The following is a 16,209-nucleotide window of genomic DNA, read 5'->3' as shown; positions in this document are numbered from 1 at the left end:
CTTTCGACATAGTCACGAGGCTAGCCGGGCGGCAGATCATAGTGGACGGTGTCGCTTGCTGCGGGCACAATTGTCTTCCGTCCGTCGATCCCCTGGACGGGAGTAGCGCCTGGATTGGGTCCGCACCGCTGAGCCGTGGGTGGTCGAGTGACAGATTCCGAGAAGTATCAGGCCATCGAGGAGGCTCTTCGACGGCAGGTCGAGGAGGCGGTGCGACTCCTCGACGAGACGGCCCCCCGGGCGGAGGCGGCGGACGACCGCACCGCCGATCCCCTCACCGAGGTGCGTGAGGGCCTGCGGGAGGCGGCGAAGCTCACCGAGAGCGTCGGCAAGGGTGGGGGTGAGGCAGCCGCCGGCCTCGCCGCCGACAAGCTGATCGTGGCGCGGAGGCAACTGGCGGCGATTCTCACCGTGGCTGGCATCCCGGTCAAGTTCACGCTGGTGGACCTGGACTACCACCACGTGGCCGGCAGGGTGGAGGAACGGGCCGAGGCGACCACCGACGACGGTCGGCGCCTCGTGGCGTCCCCCACCTTCGCCGACGACGCGAAGTATTACTTCCCCGGAGGAACCGTCGCCGGCCGGCTCATTCCGGGCGGTTGGTACTCGATTCCCTGGTGGCGGGAAGTCAGGCTGGTGGCAGCAGCAGGTGGGACCGGTCTCGTCCTGGGAGTCCTCGCGCACGAGTTCTTCGACAAGGTGTTGGCCGACCTGCCGACGACTCCGAAAGGGGAGAGTTGGCTGATCGGCACAGGAAGCACCGGTCGCGGGTCGGTCGACTGGTGGCCGTTCGACGGTGATCCGTTCGACGTGTTCTTCTGAGGGGGCCTTCCGTGAGCAGGTACGAGCGTGGGCCGTTTCGCGTCAGGTTGATCGTCGTGCCCCGTGACGGCGGTGGAGTCGCGTACCGCCTTCTCCGGGGGTGGGGTGAGCCGTTCACCGTGGATTCGTTGACCTTCGACGATTCCCTGGTCGAGAAACTCCGGATCGACCTGCCCGGTCACCAGCCTCCCCTGCCGTTGACTTACCACGCCGGCCGGGAAAAACTCGCGGGAAGGCTAGCCGAGGCATTGGGACAGAGCGCGCTCAAGGTCATCGAGATGCTCATCGTTCGGGAAGCCATCCGCCGGCGCCCCATGAACCTCCCCCCTGTCGGTTGGCAGATCGGGGCAGACCCTGCTCGTCCCGGCAACCGTGCCCACCTGGCCGGACAAGCGGCAGGATTCACGCTCGGCGGGGTTGCCATCCGTTCCCGCCGGGACATCATCAGTTTCATCCGGCACCCACACGAGGGCTACTACGACCCGGACGGCAGGCTCGTGGTGCACGGCATGATCACTCGTGGTGACCTGTTGTCCCGCTGGGACATGCTGGGATGACCGCCGCGATGTGGGTTCCGGTCATCGCCCCGAGCGCCACTCTCCTCGCCGCCGTCCTGGCCGGCTCGGTGACCATCTGGAACGAGCGGCGCAAGCGTCTGCTCGACGCGAGGCAGGCTGCCTACGTCAAGGCGACCAGCACCTTGCAACTCGTCCGCCAGCACATGCTCATTGAGAGCATGTTCGCAGCGCAGACCGATGCGCTGCGGGAACGCCTGCACCGGGGCGCGAGCGGGAACGAGTCGCGCGATCTTATCCAGCACACCCTGGACGCGATCGAGTGCCGCCGGGACCGCCTGCTCGAACACGTGTTGCGGCCCCTGCTCGATGCCGAGGCCGCAGTTCAGATCTTCGGCAGTGCCGCGGTGCAGCAAGCGATGCGAGCCGCGTCGGGGCTCGTCGCGCAGATGCTCGGACCGGACTCGAGGAGTTTCGACAACGAGCGGTTCGACGCGGCGGTCCGGACTTTGCAGGAGACGATCCGGCAGGAACTACGGATCCTGTAACTGCCCGCGTCGATGATCGTCCCGCCGTCGACATCGACGGCGGACTGCGGGGACTGCGGGGACTGCGGGGACTGCGTAGGATTTCGACACACTCCCGCCCGAGGCCGAGGCCCTCGGAAGGCTGCACGGCCGCCGGATCAACTCCGCACACGCGGAGGCGTTCCGCGCGGTGCCGATCCTCGACCAACTGCCGGCAGCGGCCGGACTTGACTACGGGTCGCAGGATTAGCGACGGCATGCAAACTCGCGCAGAGATACCGGTGGCCGAACGGACGTCGCAGGCCCTACTCGATCCGGCCAGCTCGTAGCCGAGGAACACCGAGTCGGTCGGCGTACCTGGGACTCCTCGGCAGCTTCCCGATGCAGGGTGGCGGCCGGGTCGGCATCGACCAACTCGGGGCTTCCACCGGGGAGGTTGTGGCCGTCCGGCGTGTCCTGCACGAGCACCCGCCCGTGGTCATCGAACAACCAGCCGTAGACCTGCACCACCGTGGCGGTCGATGCCGGTCGGTCAGCGATCCACCGGAATGGGAGTGTGATGGGGCATGGCAGCAGGCTACGGGGTGGGCAGGCGCACGTCGTGGAGCCCGCCGAGCTGATCGCGCCGTAGGCGTGACCGGCTGCTCAGGCTCCCTCGGTCTTGTGTCTGCCGCTAGGTTGCGGCACCGCCAGGGCCCTCGCGGCCACGCCTCTACCGGAAGCAGCCGGTGTCGAACGGCTGCTTCCGGTAGAAAGGCGCGCCCCGGTTACGGGGTCAGCGCGCCCTCCCGCAGGGCATCAGTGAAGGCCGTCCAACTCCGCGCCGTCACCGCGATCTGGCCACCCTGAGGGTCCTTGCTGTCCCGGACGAAGACCGCATCCTGGCGGGCGAGCAGGTTCGTCGCCACCTCGACGCAGTTTCCTCCGTTGCCGCTGCGGGTGCTCTTGCGCCACCTGGCGCCAGCCGAGTCAGCCATTCGTGTATCCCTTCTGTGCTTCCTTGATCAATCTTGTCGACGCCGTCTGGTTCAGGGCGCGCTTCTCCAGGTCAGCCCACGCCAGCCGGTAGGCGTTGACCTCGTCGGGCTTGTTCAGGTACATCGCGCCGGTCAGTGTCTCGGCGTAGGCGAGCGGAGGTTCGAGGGGATCTCCGAAGTCGTTGGTCGGGAAGTCCAGGATGGTGAACGGACCGCAGGCGGCCATGCCGCTGTGCACGCCAGCCGAGAACGGAACGATGCGGACCGTCACGTTCGCCTTGACCCCCATCTCCAGCAGGTGGGCCATCTGCTCGGCCATCGCCGTGTTGCCGCCGACCGGCCGGTGGAGCACCGCCTGGTTGAGGACGACCTGGAGGCGCGGCGCACGGGGGCGGGTGAGCAGCGACTGTCGCTCGATGCGGACCTGGACGCGACGGCTGATCTCGTCCTCTTCGAGGTAGCCCGGGGGCACGCGAGCGACCTGCTCGGCGTAGGTGGGGGTCTGAAGCAGGCCGGGGATCAGCTCCGACTCGTACTGGAAGATCGTCTCGGCGCTGTCCTCCAACGTTACGTACAGGCCGAACCAGGTCGGCAGCGCGGTCTCCGTGTAGTCGTGCCACCAGCTCTTACGCCGACCGTTGCGGGTCTCGGCAGTCAGGGCGAGCAAGACCTTGGTGTCACGCTCTCCTGCCCCGTAGATGTCGAGCAACGCCTTGACGTCCACGTCACGGAATCGGACGTTCTCGTGGCCCTCCTCCCACCGGGCGATGGTCGTGCGGCCCTTCTGAAGTCTGTCTGCCGCTTGTTCTTGCGTCAGCCCCGCGTGCTTCCGCAGTGCCTCCAGACGACGCCCGATGTGGCGGCGCAGCAACGCCGAGCCCACTGTCTCCGACACCAGCCCACCCTCTCCTCACTTTGGGCGTGCGTTACGCCCAATTAAAACACTCATCCGAAGCGCGGCCTGGATGGGCGCACCCATCACGACCTGCCCAAACACTGTGCTTCGCGCTAGTGACAGCCCGTTTAACTTCCTCCGTATTGGATGGTTGTTTTTTGGGCATGCCCAAAGTGTAATGAAGGGGCAAAGGGCCTGGTAGCCGCTGAACAGGCTGTATGTCACAGCCGGCGCATCATGCGGAGGCCCCAGCAGCTCTCTCGACCCGACTGCAAGCCGTGTGCAGGGCATGCGCCGAACCTTCGTACGGGGCGGTCCCCGCACCCGCCAATCGGGAGCACGGGAGGTCGGCTGCCGGCAAGCCCCAGCCATGCGTTCACACCTAGGGAGGTGATGGCGTTGACCCGTACAAAGTGGTTCGTTCATCGGGACGGGCAGGCCTACCGGCCGTTCGGTATCGATCGGGAGGGCGCGGCGACGCTCTACGGTCACCGTGGCGGTTGGAGCCGGACGGACGAGGCGACGGCCCATGAGGTGGCGCGCGTCAACCGCCGCTTCTGGGCCGGCCTCAGCATCCCGGCGCAGGCCCCGGCCCGGCCGAGGCGACGCTGCTGGCGTTGGTGGCCACGCGCATGACCGGCAGCAACCATCCCCCGCCCCGGGTCGACCCCGGCACCCTGCTGCAACTCGACGGCGACGACTGGTCCTTCGGTCGCGGCCTCACACCCGGAGTCCACGTCGATGTCGTCTTGGTACGGCTACGCACCGACCTCGCCCATCTCAGTGACGAGTGGATGTGGGTCCTCGGCCACCGTCCACAGTGCGAATACCCGCACGTGGAGCAGCACCCGCCCTGCCTGGAACTACGGGTCCGCATCACCGCGCTGCGTCGTTACGGCCCCACACGATGACCGGCTCCCACGAGAGCGACCACCCCGGCGCCCGGTACGACTCGGCCCGCAGGACGGTCCTGGGCCACCTCGGCCGCACCTGCTTCGAGTGCCGCGACGACGGGTGCGCGCAGCACCGCTGGGCCGTCGCGGAGCTGCGCGACCACCCGATCGGCCGTGGCCTCCTCCAACGTCACGGCCTCCTCGCCCCCTCCGACGATCCGACCCAGGAAGGCCAGCAGCGGTGACCATCTCCCCCGCCGACGGCGACGAGCACACTCGGCCCGCCCACCACGCACCCGCCCACCGGCCGGCCCGCGCGGTCGCCACCGCACACCGTCAGCCGCCACTGATCGCCAACGACTTCTACTTCCTCGCCCATCACGATCAGACCGGGCAGCCCCGCCTGTTCCCCGCCGCGATCTCCCTCGGGCTGGCAGCCGGACTGCTCATGGAGTTGCACTACGCCGGCCGAATCAGCTTCTCCCAGGGCGCGGTCCACGTCTGGCGCGACGGACCCACCCCGGCCGACTGGCTGCAACACAAGATTCTCGACCGGATGCTCTCCGAGCAGCAGAACACCCCCGTCCGGCAGTGGCTGTCGTTCCTCGCTACCACCGCCGAGGAACAGGTCGCCCAGCGTATGACCCAGGCCGGTCTGCTCCGGGAGCAGACGACGGGCCCGAGGTGGCGGCGGCGCACGGTCTACGTACCGACGGACATCAATACCGCCGCCTGGCCCTGGGCCCGACTGTCCCAACAGCTCCGCAACCGCCGCGACCTCTTCGAACACGACGTCCTCCTCGCCGGCCTGGTCCTGCGCACCCAACTGGACACGGCGCTACTCGACGGAGCCTCCTGGCTCGCCCGTGACTACCTGGCCCGCCTGGTCAGGCAACTCTGGCCACCCTGGCCGGAACTGCTCGGCGAACTCGGCGCCGCCGTCGGCGCAGCCGTGCTCAGCCACCGCACCTCCTGAGCGTGCGCGAACCATCGCCTGCCGCCGATAGCCGGCAGCACCTCATCGATCTCAAGAGACGTTCCATGACCAACGGAGAACCACGCCCACCTCGGGCCTCCACCGGTCGAGACCGCCGGCCCCCGGGACAGGTGGGCGTCATCGTCGGTGTGCTCGTAGCAGCCGCCGTCGCCGCGGACCTCGCCGCCTGCATCGCCCTCCTCACCAGGCCGTTCGTGGCGGACTCCACGGCCACGCTGGTTCGCCTGCTCCGGCCGCTGCTCGGACTGTTCATCGACGCGACGGTCCTCACCGGCGGCGGACCCTAGCCCACCGGCCGAACCCCCTACCCGCCATCCCGTCGCCTGTTCCTCATCGCCCCCGGGGAGTCCCGCCATGTCCGCTCCCGCTCTCCGTCCACCCGCGCCGGGTTCGCCTACGCCTCCGTGACTCGCGTCCTGGCCGCCGTCGCACCCGCCGCCGTGTTCCCGCCCCACCTCACCGCCGAGCCTGCCCCGACCTCCCCCGCCCATCCCCCAACCCACCCGTATGGAAGAGGGCCCATGTCCCCCACCTCACCCGACACCATCTCCGCGACCCTGGCACGCGGTCGGCTCGGCATCCCCTCCGTCGTGTTCTTCGTGATCGCCGCCGCCGCGCCGCTGACCGTCGTCGCCGGAGGCGCGACCACCGGGTACGCCGTCACCGGCGTCACCGGCATCCCGGTGGCGTACCTCGTGGTCGCCGCCGTGCTCGCGCTCTTCGCGGTCGGCTACGTGGCGATGTCCCGACACATCGTCAACGCCGGAGCGCTCTACACCTACGTCACCCGGGGACTCGGCCGCCCGGCCGGCGTCGCCGCCGCAGCCGTCGCGCTGCTGGCGTACAACGCCATGCAGATCGGCCTGTACGGCGGCTTCGGCGCGGTCCTCGCCCAGTTCCTCCACGACCGGTACGGGTGGGCCGTCACCTGGTGGCTGTGTGCCCTGGCCGCCTGGGCGGCGGTGGCGGTCCTCGGGGTGCTGCGCATCGACCTCAACGGCGCGGTCCTGGCCGTCATGCTGATCGCCGAGTGCGCGGTGGTGGTCGTCTTCGACGCCGTCATGGTCACCCACCCCGCCGCCGGGACCGTCACCGTCGACACCCTCGCCCCGACGCACGTCCTCGCCGCCGGGATCGGCGCGGCGCTGGTCACCGCGATCACCGGGTTCGTCGGCTTCGAGGGCACCGTCGTGTTCTCCGAGGAGACGAAGGACCCGCGCCGCACCGTCGCCCGTGCCACCTACCTCGCCGTGACGGTCACCGGCCTGCTCTACGGCCTGTCCGCGTGGGCGATGTCGGTCGCCACCGGCCCGGACCGGATCGTCGACGCCGCCCGCACCGACGGCACCGACCTCATCTTCCACCTGGTCTCCCCGCACCTCGGCGCGAGCGTCGTCACCATCGGCCGGGTCCTCTTCATCACCAGCCTGTTCGCCGCGCTGCTCAGCTTCCACCACACCGTGGCCCGGTACCTGTTCGCCCTCGGCCGGGAACGAGTCGTCCCCGCCGCCTTCGGCCGCACCAGCCGGCGCACCGGCGCGCCGAAGGTCGGCTCGATGACCCAGAGCGGCCTCGCGCTCGCCGTCCTCGTCGGCTACGCGGCAGCCGACGCCGACCCGATCGTGCACCTGTTCTTCTGGGTCACCGTCACCGGCGGGCTCGGCGTCCTGATCCTGATGACCGTCACCTCCGCCGCCGTCGTCGGCTACTTCGCCCGAACCACCCACCACGAGGGCTGCTGGCGGGGCACGGTCGCGCCGCTGACCGCCACGCTGGCGCTCACCGCGATCCTCACCGTCACCATCCGCGAGTTCGACACCCTCCTCGGCGTCGACCCGCACTCCCCGCTGCGCTGGCTCTTCCCCGCGGCCTACGCCGCCGCCGCGCTGCTCGGCGCGGTCTGGGCGCTGACCCTGCGCACCACGAACCCGCCCGTCTACGCCGCCATCGGCCTCGGCGCGGACAGCCACACCCTGCCCCTGCGCAACGACCCGATCCGCCAACCCGCCTGACCCCAAGAGGGAGACACCATGCCCGACACCCACACCGTCGCCGTACGTCGAGCGACACCCGAGAACGCGGGGCCGCTGATCGCCGTCCTCGCCGAGGCCTTCCACGACGGACCCGTCGCCGACTGGCTGATCCCCGACCCCACCGACCGCCGCGTGGTCTTCTACCGCTACTTCAGAGACGCGTTCCACCACGGCCTGACGCACGGCCACGTCGACACCACCGCCGACCTGTCCGCCGTGGCGATCTGGTACCCCCGGCCCGACCCACCCCAGGGCCACACCCGCGAACGCCAGGAAGCGCTGGAACACGCCGCCGGCCCCTACGCGCCGAAGTTCACCCTGATGGAGGCCATGTTCGACGCCTTCCACCCCGACGAGCCACACCACTACCTCGCGTACCTCGCGGTAGACCCGGAGCAACAGAACCGGGGCATCGGCGCAGCCCTGCTCCACGAGCACCACCGGCACCTCGACAAGCTGGGCCTGCCGGCGTACCTGGAGGCCACCAACACCCGCAACCGGCAGCTCTACCGCCGACTCGGCTACACCGCCGGCCCACCACTCATCCTGCCCACCGACGGCCTACCCATCTGGCGCATGTGGCGCGGCCGACAAACCCCCACCGGCCGCTCACCCTTCCCACCCGACCCGCAGCCCCGACGGCCCACCCGGTGAACCCGATGACCGAGATCCGACCCGCGCAACCCGGCGACGTACCCACGATCACCGCCCTGCTCGTCGAGGCCATCACCGCCGACCCCGTCGCCGAATGGCTGGTGCCCGACCCCGCCGAACGGCAGACGGTCTTCCACGGCCTACTGGCCATGGAAATCGACCACGCCGTCGAGTGGGGCCACGTCGACATCCCCCTCGACCTGACCGCAGTCGCGGTATGGCACCGCCACCCCCTCCCCGACACCGCCGTGCTCACCGACCACCACCTGAGCGTCTTCGCCGGCCGCGCGCTGCCCCGCTTCCGGCAACTCCACGCACTCGTCGGCAGCTACCGATCCGACGCGCCACACCACTGGCTGTCCTGGCTCCACGTCACCCCCACCCGACGAGGACAAGGCATCGGCCGGCGTCTGCTCGACCGGCACCACCACCGGGTCGACCAGCTCGGCGACCCCTACGACACCGTGGTGACGACGGAGGCGGCCCGGGACTTCCTGCGCGGCCACGGCTACCGCGCCGGCCTACCGCTACACCTGCCCAGCGGGCCCCGGCTCTGGCCGCTCACCCGCAGCGGCAACCCGGCCGCCACCACGGAGAGCGGCGGGTCCGCATCACCTGAACTGAACGTTCCCGAGGACCTCCGCGACAGGAGGCGCTAACCATGACCAAGGTCCGAACCGTCGCCGGGTGGCAGCGGCCCACCCGCGCCCTGGTCTTCGCTCTCGTTCTCGCCGTCACCGTGCCCACCGCCTGCGCCCCCGTCCGCACTTCCACGCCATCCGCCGACGTGGCCGTGCAGCCGTCTGCCTCTTCGACACCGACGAACGAGCCGCGGACGGCGCAGGATCGGCTGCGCCTCCTGGCCGACGCGATCACACCGGTCGAGGCCGACACCGAGCCCGGCCCGCACACCTACCTGCACGTCCAGTCGTGGTCCCGCGCGACGACGGTCGTCAGCCGGTGGGACATCCGTCGCTGGAGCCAGCCGGACGGGTCCGGTCGGATCATCGAGCGCCGGTTGCCCGACCGGGGAAATCTCACCCGGCTACCGGACGGCAGCGACCGGGACGCCCTCGCGGCGGCACCCGTGGTGTCCGACGAGACATACGCACGCGGCGGCCTCGCGCGTCCCGGCTCCGAGCCGATTCCCGGCGACCGTGCCGGCCTCCAACAGCAACTCGACACCATATCCCCGCCCGAGAACGGCCCCGGCTCGGTCATCACCAGCGTGGTGAGTCTGAACAACGAGCACTACCTCGGCCACCGACAGCGCCAAGCCATCCTGCTCATCCTGGCCGACCTGCCCGGCATCACGATCGACACCACCGCCGCCGACATCGCCGGTCGCACCGGGATCGCCGTGAGCCTCAACCGCGACGGGTCGACCAAGCGCCTGATCATCCACCCGACGAGCGGGGAACTCCTCGCCTTCCAGGAAACCTTCAACGCCTGCCCGGCCCGAGGCAAGCTATGCCCCCGGCCCGGCCTGTTCGACTACCGGCTCTACCTCGAACGCAGCCGCATCGCACCGGCCGACGGGTCACCCACGACACAGCGTTGAAGCCGGCACCGGGAAGCCGTCGACACCACCTCGCGGTGATGCGCGCCCCGGTACCCCTCAGTCTCGCCGCGTTCGTCGCGGCGATCCCTCCGGCACGGTGCCGGAGGGGACGAGAAAGGACCCCATGAAGATCACCCTGTACCGGCCGATCGCCACCGGCGCGGCCATGCTCGGTCTGCTGGCCAGCGCCGTGCCGGCCTCGGCAGCACCGCTCGATCAGCAGCCCGAGCCCTCGGAGGTCACGCCGTCCGTCGTCGGTGGACACGACGCCACCGAGGACTACCCGGGCATGGCGACGTTGCAGTACAACCGCAACGGAGTGTTCGGGCATCTGTGCGGTGCGACCCTCGTCGACCGCCGTCACGTCGTCACCAACGCGCACTGTGTGACCGAACCCGACTCCGGAGCCGTCGACCCAACGCTGTTGCAGGTCCGGATCGGCTCAGCTGATCGGACCAGCGGCGGCGTGGTCGTTGGCATCGAGCGGGTCCTCCCACACGCCGAGTGGGACTGGGGCACCGGCAATGACCGGGTCGCAGATGTGGCCGTGCTCCGCCTGGACAACCGGGTCAACCTCAAGCCCTTCACCATCGCCGCTCGCGTCACCGGGCGAGGGGCGGTCACCCGCATCCTCGGCTGGGGATCGACCAAGGCATCGGGCGAGGGACCGCTCCCGGTCACCCTTCAAGAGCTGGACACCACCGTCACGGGCAAGGCGGCGTGCGCGGCAGCGGGCATCACCGCCGGTGAGATCTGCATCGCGAACGTGAACGGCACCGACGGTGCCTGCTACGGCGACAGCGGCAGCCCCGCCCTCCAACGGCTCACCCCACGCACGTGGGCCGTCGTCGGCGGCGCAAGCCGCGAGACCGAACCCATCTGCGGAACGGGCGCAACCGTCTATACCTCCCTGCCCTACTACGCGGGCTGGATCCACCGAGTGATCGCCACCGGCAAGGTCCCGCCGCGCACCACCCCCGCCGACAACACCCCCTCGGCAACCGCCCGATCGCTGCGCTGGACCAGCGCGGCGTAAACGCCTACGGCCCGGCCCGCCCCGGCAACACCCTCGCCGGGGCGGGCTGGCAGCAGCGAACCTCCAAATCCAGGACGCAGACCCTGTCGAGCCCCGGGTTTGACGGCTTTGACTGTAGCTGGAGGCGATCGCATGGCCATGACCTGGGACGCTGCGTCGTAGATATGTCTAGAACTGGGCGAACATAATGGGCGAAGGACTTTCAGACGCGCCTTGGGGCAGCGTGGTCACCCGACTCCGCTAGGCCGTGTGTCGAAGTCGATCACAGCCACTCGCCGATCGCGGCGTTGTGGATCGTGGCTTCGTATCGCACGGCGAGCTTGTCGAAGCGGGTCGCTACGGCGCGGTTGCGTTTGAGTCGGTTGATACCGCACTCCACGGCGTGGCGTTGCTTGTACCGCTCGGGGTCGAAGGCCGGCGGCCGGCCGCCCTTCGACCCCTTCCGACGCCGGTTGGCATCCTGGTCGGCCTTCGACGGGATCGTCGCGGCAATCCCGCGTCGACGCAGGTAACGACGGTTGGCTCTCGACGTGTACGCCTTATCGGCCAGGACCCGGTCGGGTCGGGTCCTCGGCCGGCCGGTGGCCAGGCAGGGAACCCGGATCGCGGCCAGGACCGGGATGAACTGCGGACTGTCACCGCGCTGTCCGGCGGTCAGCACCATGGCTAGGGGCTTCTGCCCCTGCTCGCACGCCAGGTGCAGCTTCGTGGTCAATCCGCCACGAGAACGACCGAGGGCATGATCGGCAGGCTCGACGCTGACACCGCCGGGCGCTTCGGCCTGCAGATCCCCCTTTTCCGCGCCCCGGCAGCGTGCTGATGGGCGCGGGCACTCGTGGAGTCCACGGACACATCCCAGGTGATCTGCCCGGCCGCGTCGGCGAGGGCCTGCAACGCGGTGAGGATCCGCTGCCAGGTCCCGTCGCGTTGCCAACGCCGAAACAGGGCGTACACCGCCGACCAGGAGCCGTAGCGCGGCGGCACATCCCGCCACGGAGCACCCACCCGGACCCGCCACCGGATCCCGTCAATCAACTGCCGCCTACTCCACAACGACGGACGACCCGGCCGCTTCGGCACCGGCAGCAACGGCTGCAGTACCGCCCACTGCGCGTCGGTCAGGTCGTGCCGCCTCGTCACCGCTAGGGTGTCCACGAGGTCTCCGGTATTCAGGTTCTGCTTGGTCGCTGAACCATCTACCGGAGACCTCGTCACATCTCGACCACCGACACACCAAGATCCTCAAGCCAGCAGCTCAAGCCCTGACACCGACTTCGATACAGGGCCTAAAGCCTCCAGGTCGCGAAGGCGTCAGATTGCGGCGAGTGCCTTGGTGATGTTCCACTCAGCCAGGTCGAGCATCCATCGCCGATCGGGGAAGTCGGTGTCCGCGATGCGCAGCGGACCCTCGATCAGCGACAGCACTTGCGCGTACCGGTAAAGCTCCAGCCGGTGGGGATCGAGATCGACCGGACGCAACGCCGGATACGCCTCGCCGAAGCGCATCTGCAGCCAGGCGTGCTCCCATTCAAAGTCGAAGTAGGCCAAACCCTCGAAGTCGATCATGGCTGGTTCGCCGGCCGGCGTGACAAGTACGTGATCCGGTCCAAGCTCACCGTGCACCAGTGCGTATGTCTGTCGTGGCGCCACCCTGCCATGGAGGTGATGCACATGGGCAGCGATCCGGTGATGCGCATCAGCCAGCCGCGCATCGCGGGCCGCTGAGACGTCAAGGTGGCCGAGCACCCGGTCCACGATGATGTCCTCGGTGCGTCGAGTCTGGGAGGCCTCGCCCCGGGTGATAGCCGCGAGCTTGCCATAGTGCGGCCCGAGGGTGTGCATGCGGCGCAAAGCGTCGCCGAGCGTAGCTAGCTAGCGGCGCGGCGGCTGCGGCGGGATCGCGTTCCATCAGCGCCTCCATCCGTAGCGCGCCGGCGTCTTCAAGCAGCGCGATGTCGGCGTCGAGGTAGCGGCCGTCGCGGTCGAGCATGATCAGACGCGGTATGTGCACCCCGGCAGCGGCGAGTGCCGCGTGGCTGGCGGCGAACAGTTCCGCGCCCGACGCGTCGGTGAACGGGTCATCCGGGACCGTCGGCGACGGTGGCCAGTAATTCTCGCCCGCTGCCCACACATACAGAATGACGGTTGTCTGGTCGTCGAGGCCAAGCCTGTAGACGCCCTTTTTGCTGACGCCGGTCAGCCGATCCAGCCCAGTAAGCCGGCAGTTGGAGCCGAACTGCTCCGCCACCAAGTCGTGTAACTCATCCGACTGCAGGAACGTCCGCCGTCATGGTCGCCTCTCGTCAGGTCGACCGGCCATGCCGCCCGGCGAAGCAGCGCCGCGCAATCGAGTTACCGCGCGGGACGCCATGACCGAGCAAGCCGGACGACTGAGCGTGATCGAAATCTCAGCGAGGTCGCTGCACGGCAGCCGACTGACGGGAGGTGTCTCGCAGCGCGCCATGCACAGCGGCAAGCTGCTCTCGCAGCTCGGCGACCTGCCGGGTGAGTTCTTGGTTGGGTGCGTGTTCGTGAATAATCCGTGACAGGACGCCCACGTGGTCATGCCTTCACCTAGAAAGTTGGCGGTGTTAGTCCAGGCACCAGCAGCTCTACGTCGTAATGCGCCTCCGCCAGTAAGCGAGGTCGTGGCGGGTGGCGAGAGTATGGGGATGGCCGGGTTCAAGAACTCGCAGCTGGTCGGCAAGTAGGTCAGCCAAAGCAGCAACAGCGGCAGCCGGATCCCCGGCCATCCCTTGCCAGTGGCCGAGCCTGTAACGGGTAGTAAGGGTATGGGAATGGTCGGGTCCAAGAACTCGCAGTCGGTCGGCAAGTAGGTCAGCCAAAGCAGCAACAGCGGCAGCCGGATCCCCGGCCATCCCTTGCCAGTGGGCAAGGTCGTGGCGGGTGGTGAGGGTATGGGGATGGTCGGGTCCGAGAACTCGCAGCTGGTCGGCAAGTAGGTCAGCCAAAGCAGCAACAGCGGCAGCCGGATCCCCGGACTCCCCCCGCCAGCAGGCGAGGTTGTTGCGGGTGGTGAGGGTGTGGGGATGGTCTGGGCCGAGGATCTGCAGACAGCCAGTTAACAGTTGCTCGAAGGCGGCGGCGGCACCAGCTGGGTCGCCGGCCTTCCCTTGCCAGCGGGCTAGGTAGTGGCGGGTGGTGAGGGTATGGGGATGGTCGGGTCCGAGAACTCGCAGCTGGTCGGCAAGTAGGTCAGCCAAAGCAGCAACAGCGGCAGCCGGATCCCCGGACTCCCCCCGCCAGGACGCGAGCCTGTAACGGGTAGTAAGGGTATCGGGATGGTCGGGCCCGACGACTCGCAGCTGGTCGGCAAGTAGGTCAGCCAAAGCAGCAACAGCGCCGACCGGATCCCCGGCCATCCCTCGCCAGCGGGCGAGGTTGCTCCGAGTGGACAGGGTGTCAGGGTGGTCAGGGCCGAGGATCCGCAGATAATCGGCGAGGAGTTCCTCGTAGGCGGTGGCGGCGCTGGTTGGGTCGCCGGCCCGGCCGCGCCAGTGGGCGATGTTGTGACGAGTGCCGAGGGTATGGGGATGGTCGGGGCCAAGGATCCTCAGCCGGTCGGTGAGGAGTCTCGCGAAGGTGGTGGCGGCGCCGGCCGGGTCGCCGGCTTCGCCACGCCAGTAGGCGATGCTGTGACGGGTAGTGAGGGTGTAGGGGTGGTCGAAACCGAGATGGGTGAGAGCGGTGGTGTGGAGTTGGTGGAAGTAGGCGACGGCGGCGTTGACTTGCCCCGTCTCGCCCAGGCTGTTCCCAGCCCGGATCAGCACGGCGTGTCCCCCGTTGTCCCACAAATGGTGTTGACTGGCGGTGTGCAGGCTGGCGGTGTTGGCCCGTAGTGTCTGTGCCGTCTGCTGATCAGATTCGATGGCGGGCCAGATGGCCAATAGCGCGTCGCCGGCCGTGAGCGCCGACATGGCGCTGTCCTTCTCGGGCGTAGTTTCGCGTACTGCGCGTTGCACTAGGGCGTGCACGCGGAGGGTGTCACCGTCGAGGGTGGCGAGGTGGAACCGGTGAAGATTCCGTAGTGCCTCTCGGACGTCGTCCTCTTCTACCGGCTGGTTGGTGCCGCGGCGGCTAGTCAGGTGGTTGCGCACGGCCTCGGTGGCAAACAGGATGGTGGGGATGCCGTTGGGGTCTAATAGCGCGGCCAGTTCCAGTACCAGCCTGGCCAGCCCTTGCGGTCTGACGGTGTCGGCAGCTGTGATGGACAGCGACCATGTGGCTGCCACGGTGGTCCGGTGCTCGTCGGGCAACTCACCTTCATCCGGAAGTAGATCAGGTAGATACTTGCGCTGGTCGGCCAGCCGGCGACGGTATGCGGCACAGTCCAGCTCTCGTTCCCGAATGAAGGCAGCGGCCTGTGCCAGGGCCAGGGGCAGTCGCCCGAGGTCCTCGACCAGCTCGGTGACCTCGGCCATCCGCTGCTCGTCGCCGATGGCACGAGTGAGGTAGTCGATCGCCTCGGCTTGCGTGAAAAGGCCCACCTCGATCAGCGTACGACTACCGGTGTTCAGACTGGCGTCGCGGCGGCGAGTGGTGACCACGGTGCGGCCGGCGCGATTGGCCGGCGGCCACAGGTTCTTGGCGTCGGCGAGGTTGTCAAGGTTGTCAAGCACAACCAACCACCGCTGGTCGGTGTCCTCTAGCCAGGTCAGGAACTGATCCGCCGCCCGCTGCGGATCGTGGTCCCGGTCGACCAGACCGAGTGCCGTGGCGGCCTCGGCGTAGCTGGCAACGATCGGGTCCCGGCCTGCCGCAGTGACCCACACGAGCACTTGCAACTCGTCGCGAATCTTGCGAGCGAACCACCCTGCTAGCTGTGTCTTACCAACCCCACCCATGCCGGACAGCACCTGCGTGAGTACCGCCTTCCGGCCCGCCTTCGCGGACTGGAACAGGGCAAGCCTTTCCCGGCGGTTCTGCCATGACGCTGCTGCCGGTGGAATCCGGCCCACCTGCACCCGGCCGGCAACCGAGGGCCGCCGCAGTCCCGCACCTGATGACCGCATCGCCATCGCCATGCCGACCACTGTCGCCACGGTTCCGACGATCCCGGCGATCCAACTCGCTTGCTCAGCACCGCCCCACCCCAGCTCCAGCGGGCCCCATTCCGACGAAAACCCCCAGACCACACCCCCCGTGGCGGCACCAAGCAGGAGGACCCGCAGGGAACGCTGTGATCGCCGACCGAAAACCCCAGTCACCCCGCCATCATGGACAGTCGACGTGCGCCGTGACCACTCGCCCACGCGCCATCAAACTCCGACCGAACAAC

18 protein-coding genes and 1 pseudogene are annotated in these 16,209 nt (G+C 68.7%); 13 read left to right on the top strand and 6 right to left on the bottom strand.

What is annotated here, in order from left to right; translation table 11 throughout:
• Positions 1 to 147: 147 nt before the first annotated feature.
• From ACN261_RS15145 to ACN261_RS15135, 3 genes are all read left to right on the top strand, one after another.
• Positions 148 to 822, top strand: coding sequence for a hypothetical protein (locus ACN261_RS15145; protein WP_425850699.1), 675 nt, complete (start codon positions 148 to 150; stop codon positions 820 to 822).
• 128 nt (positions 823 to 950) lie between these two features.
• A complete protein-coding gene (locus ACN261_RS15140) occupies positions 951 to 1,379 on the top strand; it encodes a hypothetical protein (RefSeq protein WP_425850696.1) in 429 nt (142 codons plus the stop codon).
• Positions 1,376 to 1,885 carry a hypothetical protein gene (locus ACN261_RS15135; RefSeq protein ID WP_425850693.1) on the top strand — a complete coding sequence of 170 codons (510 nt, stop codon included), beginning with the start codon at positions 1,376 to 1,378 and terminating at the stop codon, positions 1,883 to 1,885. The genes ACN261_RS15140 and ACN261_RS15135 overlap by 4 nt, the downstream gene beginning before the upstream one ends.
• A gap of 225 nt (positions 1,886 to 2,110) precedes the next feature.
• Here the strand turns inward: ACN261_RS15135 and ACN261_RS15130 are convergent, their stop codons facing one another.
• From ACN261_RS15130 to ACN261_RS15120, 3 genes are all read right to left on the bottom strand, one after another.
• Positions 2,111 to 2,371 (bottom strand): NUDIX hydrolase, encoded by a 261-nt coding sequence (locus ACN261_RS15130; RefSeq protein ID WP_425853605.1) that lies wholly within the window; start codon positions 2,369 to 2,371, stop codon positions 2,111 to 2,113.
• A gap of 260 nt (positions 2,372 to 2,631) precedes the next feature.
• Positions 2,632 to 2,841: a DUF397 domain-containing protein gene (locus ACN261_RS15125; RefSeq protein ID WP_425850690.1), complete on the bottom strand. Its 210-nt coding sequence runs from the start codon at positions 2,839 to 2,841 to the stop codon at positions 2,632 to 2,634.
• Entirely contained in the window at positions 2,834 to 3,736 is a 903-nt protein-coding gene (locus tag ACN261_RS15120) for a helix-turn-helix domain-containing protein (protein WP_425850688.1), read from the bottom strand. Before ACN261_RS15120 ends, ACN261_RS15125 begins: the two co-directional genes overlap by 8 nt.
• A 620-nt stretch (positions 3,737 to 4,356) precedes the next feature.
• Here ACN261_RS15120 and ACN261_RS15115 point away from each other — a divergent pair.
• The 9 genes from ACN261_RS15115 to ACN261_RS15075 all read left to right on the top strand — a co-directional run bounded on the left by ACN261_RS15115 (position 4,357) and on the right by ACN261_RS15075 (position 10,910).
• Complete coding sequence (locus tag ACN261_RS15115; RefSeq protein ID WP_425850686.1) at positions 4,357 to 4,647, top strand: hypothetical protein; 291 nt, start codon at positions 4,357 to 4,359, stop codon at positions 4,645 to 4,647.
• Positions 4,644 to 4,874: a hypothetical protein gene (locus ACN261_RS15110; protein ID WP_425850684.1), complete on the top strand. Its 231-nt coding sequence runs from the start codon at positions 4,644 to 4,646 to the stop codon at positions 4,872 to 4,874. Before ACN261_RS15115 ends, ACN261_RS15110 begins: the two co-directional genes overlap by 4 nt.
• A complete protein-coding gene (locus tag ACN261_RS15105; RefSeq protein WP_425850683.1) occupies positions 4,871 to 5,605 on the top strand; it encodes a GOLPH3/VPS74 family protein in 735 nt (244 codons plus the stop codon). The genes ACN261_RS15110 and ACN261_RS15105 overlap by 4 nt, the downstream gene beginning before the upstream one ends.
• 149 nt (positions 5,606 to 5,754) lie before the next feature.
• A complete protein-coding gene (locus ACN261_RS15100) occupies positions 5,755 to 5,913 on the top strand; it encodes a hypothetical protein (protein ID WP_425850682.1) in 159 nt (52 codons plus the stop codon).
• A gap of 234 nt (positions 5,914 to 6,147) precedes the next feature.
• A complete protein-coding gene (locus ACN261_RS15095) occupies positions 6,148 to 7,638 on the top strand; it encodes an APC family permease (RefSeq protein WP_425850680.1) in 1,491 nt (496 codons plus the stop codon).
• 18 nt (positions 7,639 to 7,656) lie between these two features.
• Positions 7,657 to 8,313, top strand: a complete 657-nt coding sequence (locus ACN261_RS15090; RefSeq protein WP_425850678.1) for a GNAT family N-acetyltransferase — start codon at positions 7,657 to 7,659, stop codon at positions 8,311 to 8,313.
• Positions 8,314 to 8,318: 5 nt separating this feature from the next.
• Entirely contained in the window at positions 8,319 to 8,972 is a 654-nt protein-coding gene (locus ACN261_RS15085) for a GNAT family N-acetyltransferase (RefSeq protein ID WP_425850676.1), read from the top strand.
• Positions 8,973 to 8,974: 2 nt separating this feature from the next.
• A complete protein-coding gene (locus tag ACN261_RS15080; RefSeq protein ID WP_425850675.1) occupies positions 8,975 to 9,874 on the top strand; it encodes a hypothetical protein in 900 nt (299 codons plus the stop codon).
• 124 nt (positions 9,875 to 9,998) lie between these two features.
• The gene (locus ACN261_RS15075) at positions 9,999 to 10,910 is read left to right on the top strand and encodes a S1 family peptidase (RefSeq protein WP_425850673.1); all 912 of its coding nucleotides are present in this window, start codon (positions 9,999 to 10,001) and stop codon (positions 10,908 to 10,910) included.
• 262 nt (positions 10,911 to 11,172) lie between these two features.
• On the opposite strand, the gene ACN261_RS15070 is transcribed toward ACN261_RS15075, so the two are convergent.
• Together ACN261_RS15070 and ACN261_RS15065 are read right to left on the bottom strand one after the other, a co-directional pair.
• Positions 11,173 to 12,050, bottom strand: a protein-coding gene (locus tag ACN261_RS15070; RefSeq protein WP_425853604.1) for an IS5 family transposase whose coding sequence is annotated in 2 segments (ribosomal slippage) — positions 11,173 to 11,658 and positions 11,661 to 12,050 — 876 coding nt in all. Because the reading frame shifts where the segments join, the coding sequence is not laid out codon by codon here.
• Between the two features lie 171 nt (positions 12,051 to 12,221).
• A pseudogene (locus ACN261_RS15065) lies at positions 12,222 to 13,158 on the bottom strand (aminoglycoside phosphotransferase).
• A 121-nt stretch (positions 13,159 to 13,279) separates the two neighbouring features.
• Between ACN261_RS15065 and ACN261_RS15060 the strand changes: the two are divergent.
• Positions 13,280 to 13,456 (top strand): hypothetical protein, encoded by a 177-nt coding sequence (locus ACN261_RS15060; RefSeq protein WP_219466546.1) that lies wholly within the window; start codon positions 13,280 to 13,282, stop codon positions 13,454 to 13,456.
• Between the two features lie 66 nt (positions 13,457 to 13,522).
• Here the strand turns inward: ACN261_RS15060 and fxsT are convergent, their stop codons facing one another.
• On the bottom strand, positions 13,523 to 15,973 hold the full coding sequence (fxsT, locus tag ACN261_RS15055; RefSeq protein ID WP_219466543.1) for an FxSxx-COOH system tetratricopeptide repeat protein: 2,451 nt from the start codon (positions 15,971 to 15,973) through the stop codon (positions 13,523 to 13,525).
• Positions 15,974 to 16,209 lie beyond the last annotated feature (236 nt).

Origin of the sequence: Micromonospora sp. WMMD723 (assembly GCF_049863385.1) — a bacterium.
GTDB classification, from domain to species: Bacteria; Actinomycetota; Actinomycetes; order Mycobacteriales; family Micromonosporaceae; genus Micromonospora; species Micromonospora wenchangensis.
Note: the sequence above shows the minus strand (reverse complement) of the source record. Positions and strands in the feature narration are given on the sequence as shown.

Excerpts from the sequence above, each read along its gene's own strand:
- ACN261_RS15135 (WP_425850693.1), top strand. The coding sequence starts at position 1,376 with ATGACCGCCGCGATGTGGGTTCCGGTCATCGCCCCGAGCGCCACTCTC.
- ACN261_RS15125 (WP_425850690.1), bottom strand. The coding sequence starts at position 2,841 with ATGGCTGACTCGGCTGGCGCCAGGTGGCGCAAGAGCACCCGCAGCGGC.
- ACN261_RS15110 (WP_425850684.1), top strand. The coding sequence starts at position 4,644 with ATGACCGGCTCCCACGAGAGCGACCACCCCGGCGCCCGGTACGACTCG.
- ACN261_RS15095 (WP_425850680.1), top strand. The coding sequence starts at position 6,148 with ATGTCCCCCACCTCACCCGACACCATCTCCGCGACCCTGGCACGCGGT.
- ACN261_RS15090 (WP_425850678.1), top strand. The coding sequence starts at position 7,657 with ATGCCCGACACCCACACCGTCGCCGTACGTCGAGCGACACCCGAGAAC.
- ACN261_RS15085 (WP_425850676.1), top strand. The coding sequence starts at position 8,319 with ATGACCGAGATCCGACCCGCGCAACCCGGCGACGTACCCACGATCACC.
- ACN261_RS15080 (WP_425850675.1), top strand. The coding sequence starts at position 8,975 with ATGACCAAGGTCCGAACCGTCGCCGGGTGGCAGCGGCCCACCCGCGCC.
- ACN261_RS15075 (WP_425850673.1), top strand. The coding sequence starts at position 9,999 with ATGAAGATCACCCTGTACCGGCCGATCGCCACCGGCGCGGCCATGCTC.
- ACN261_RS15060 (WP_219466546.1), top strand. The coding sequence starts at position 13,280 with ATGACCGAGCAAGCCGGACGACTGAGCGTGATCGAAATCTCAGCGAGG.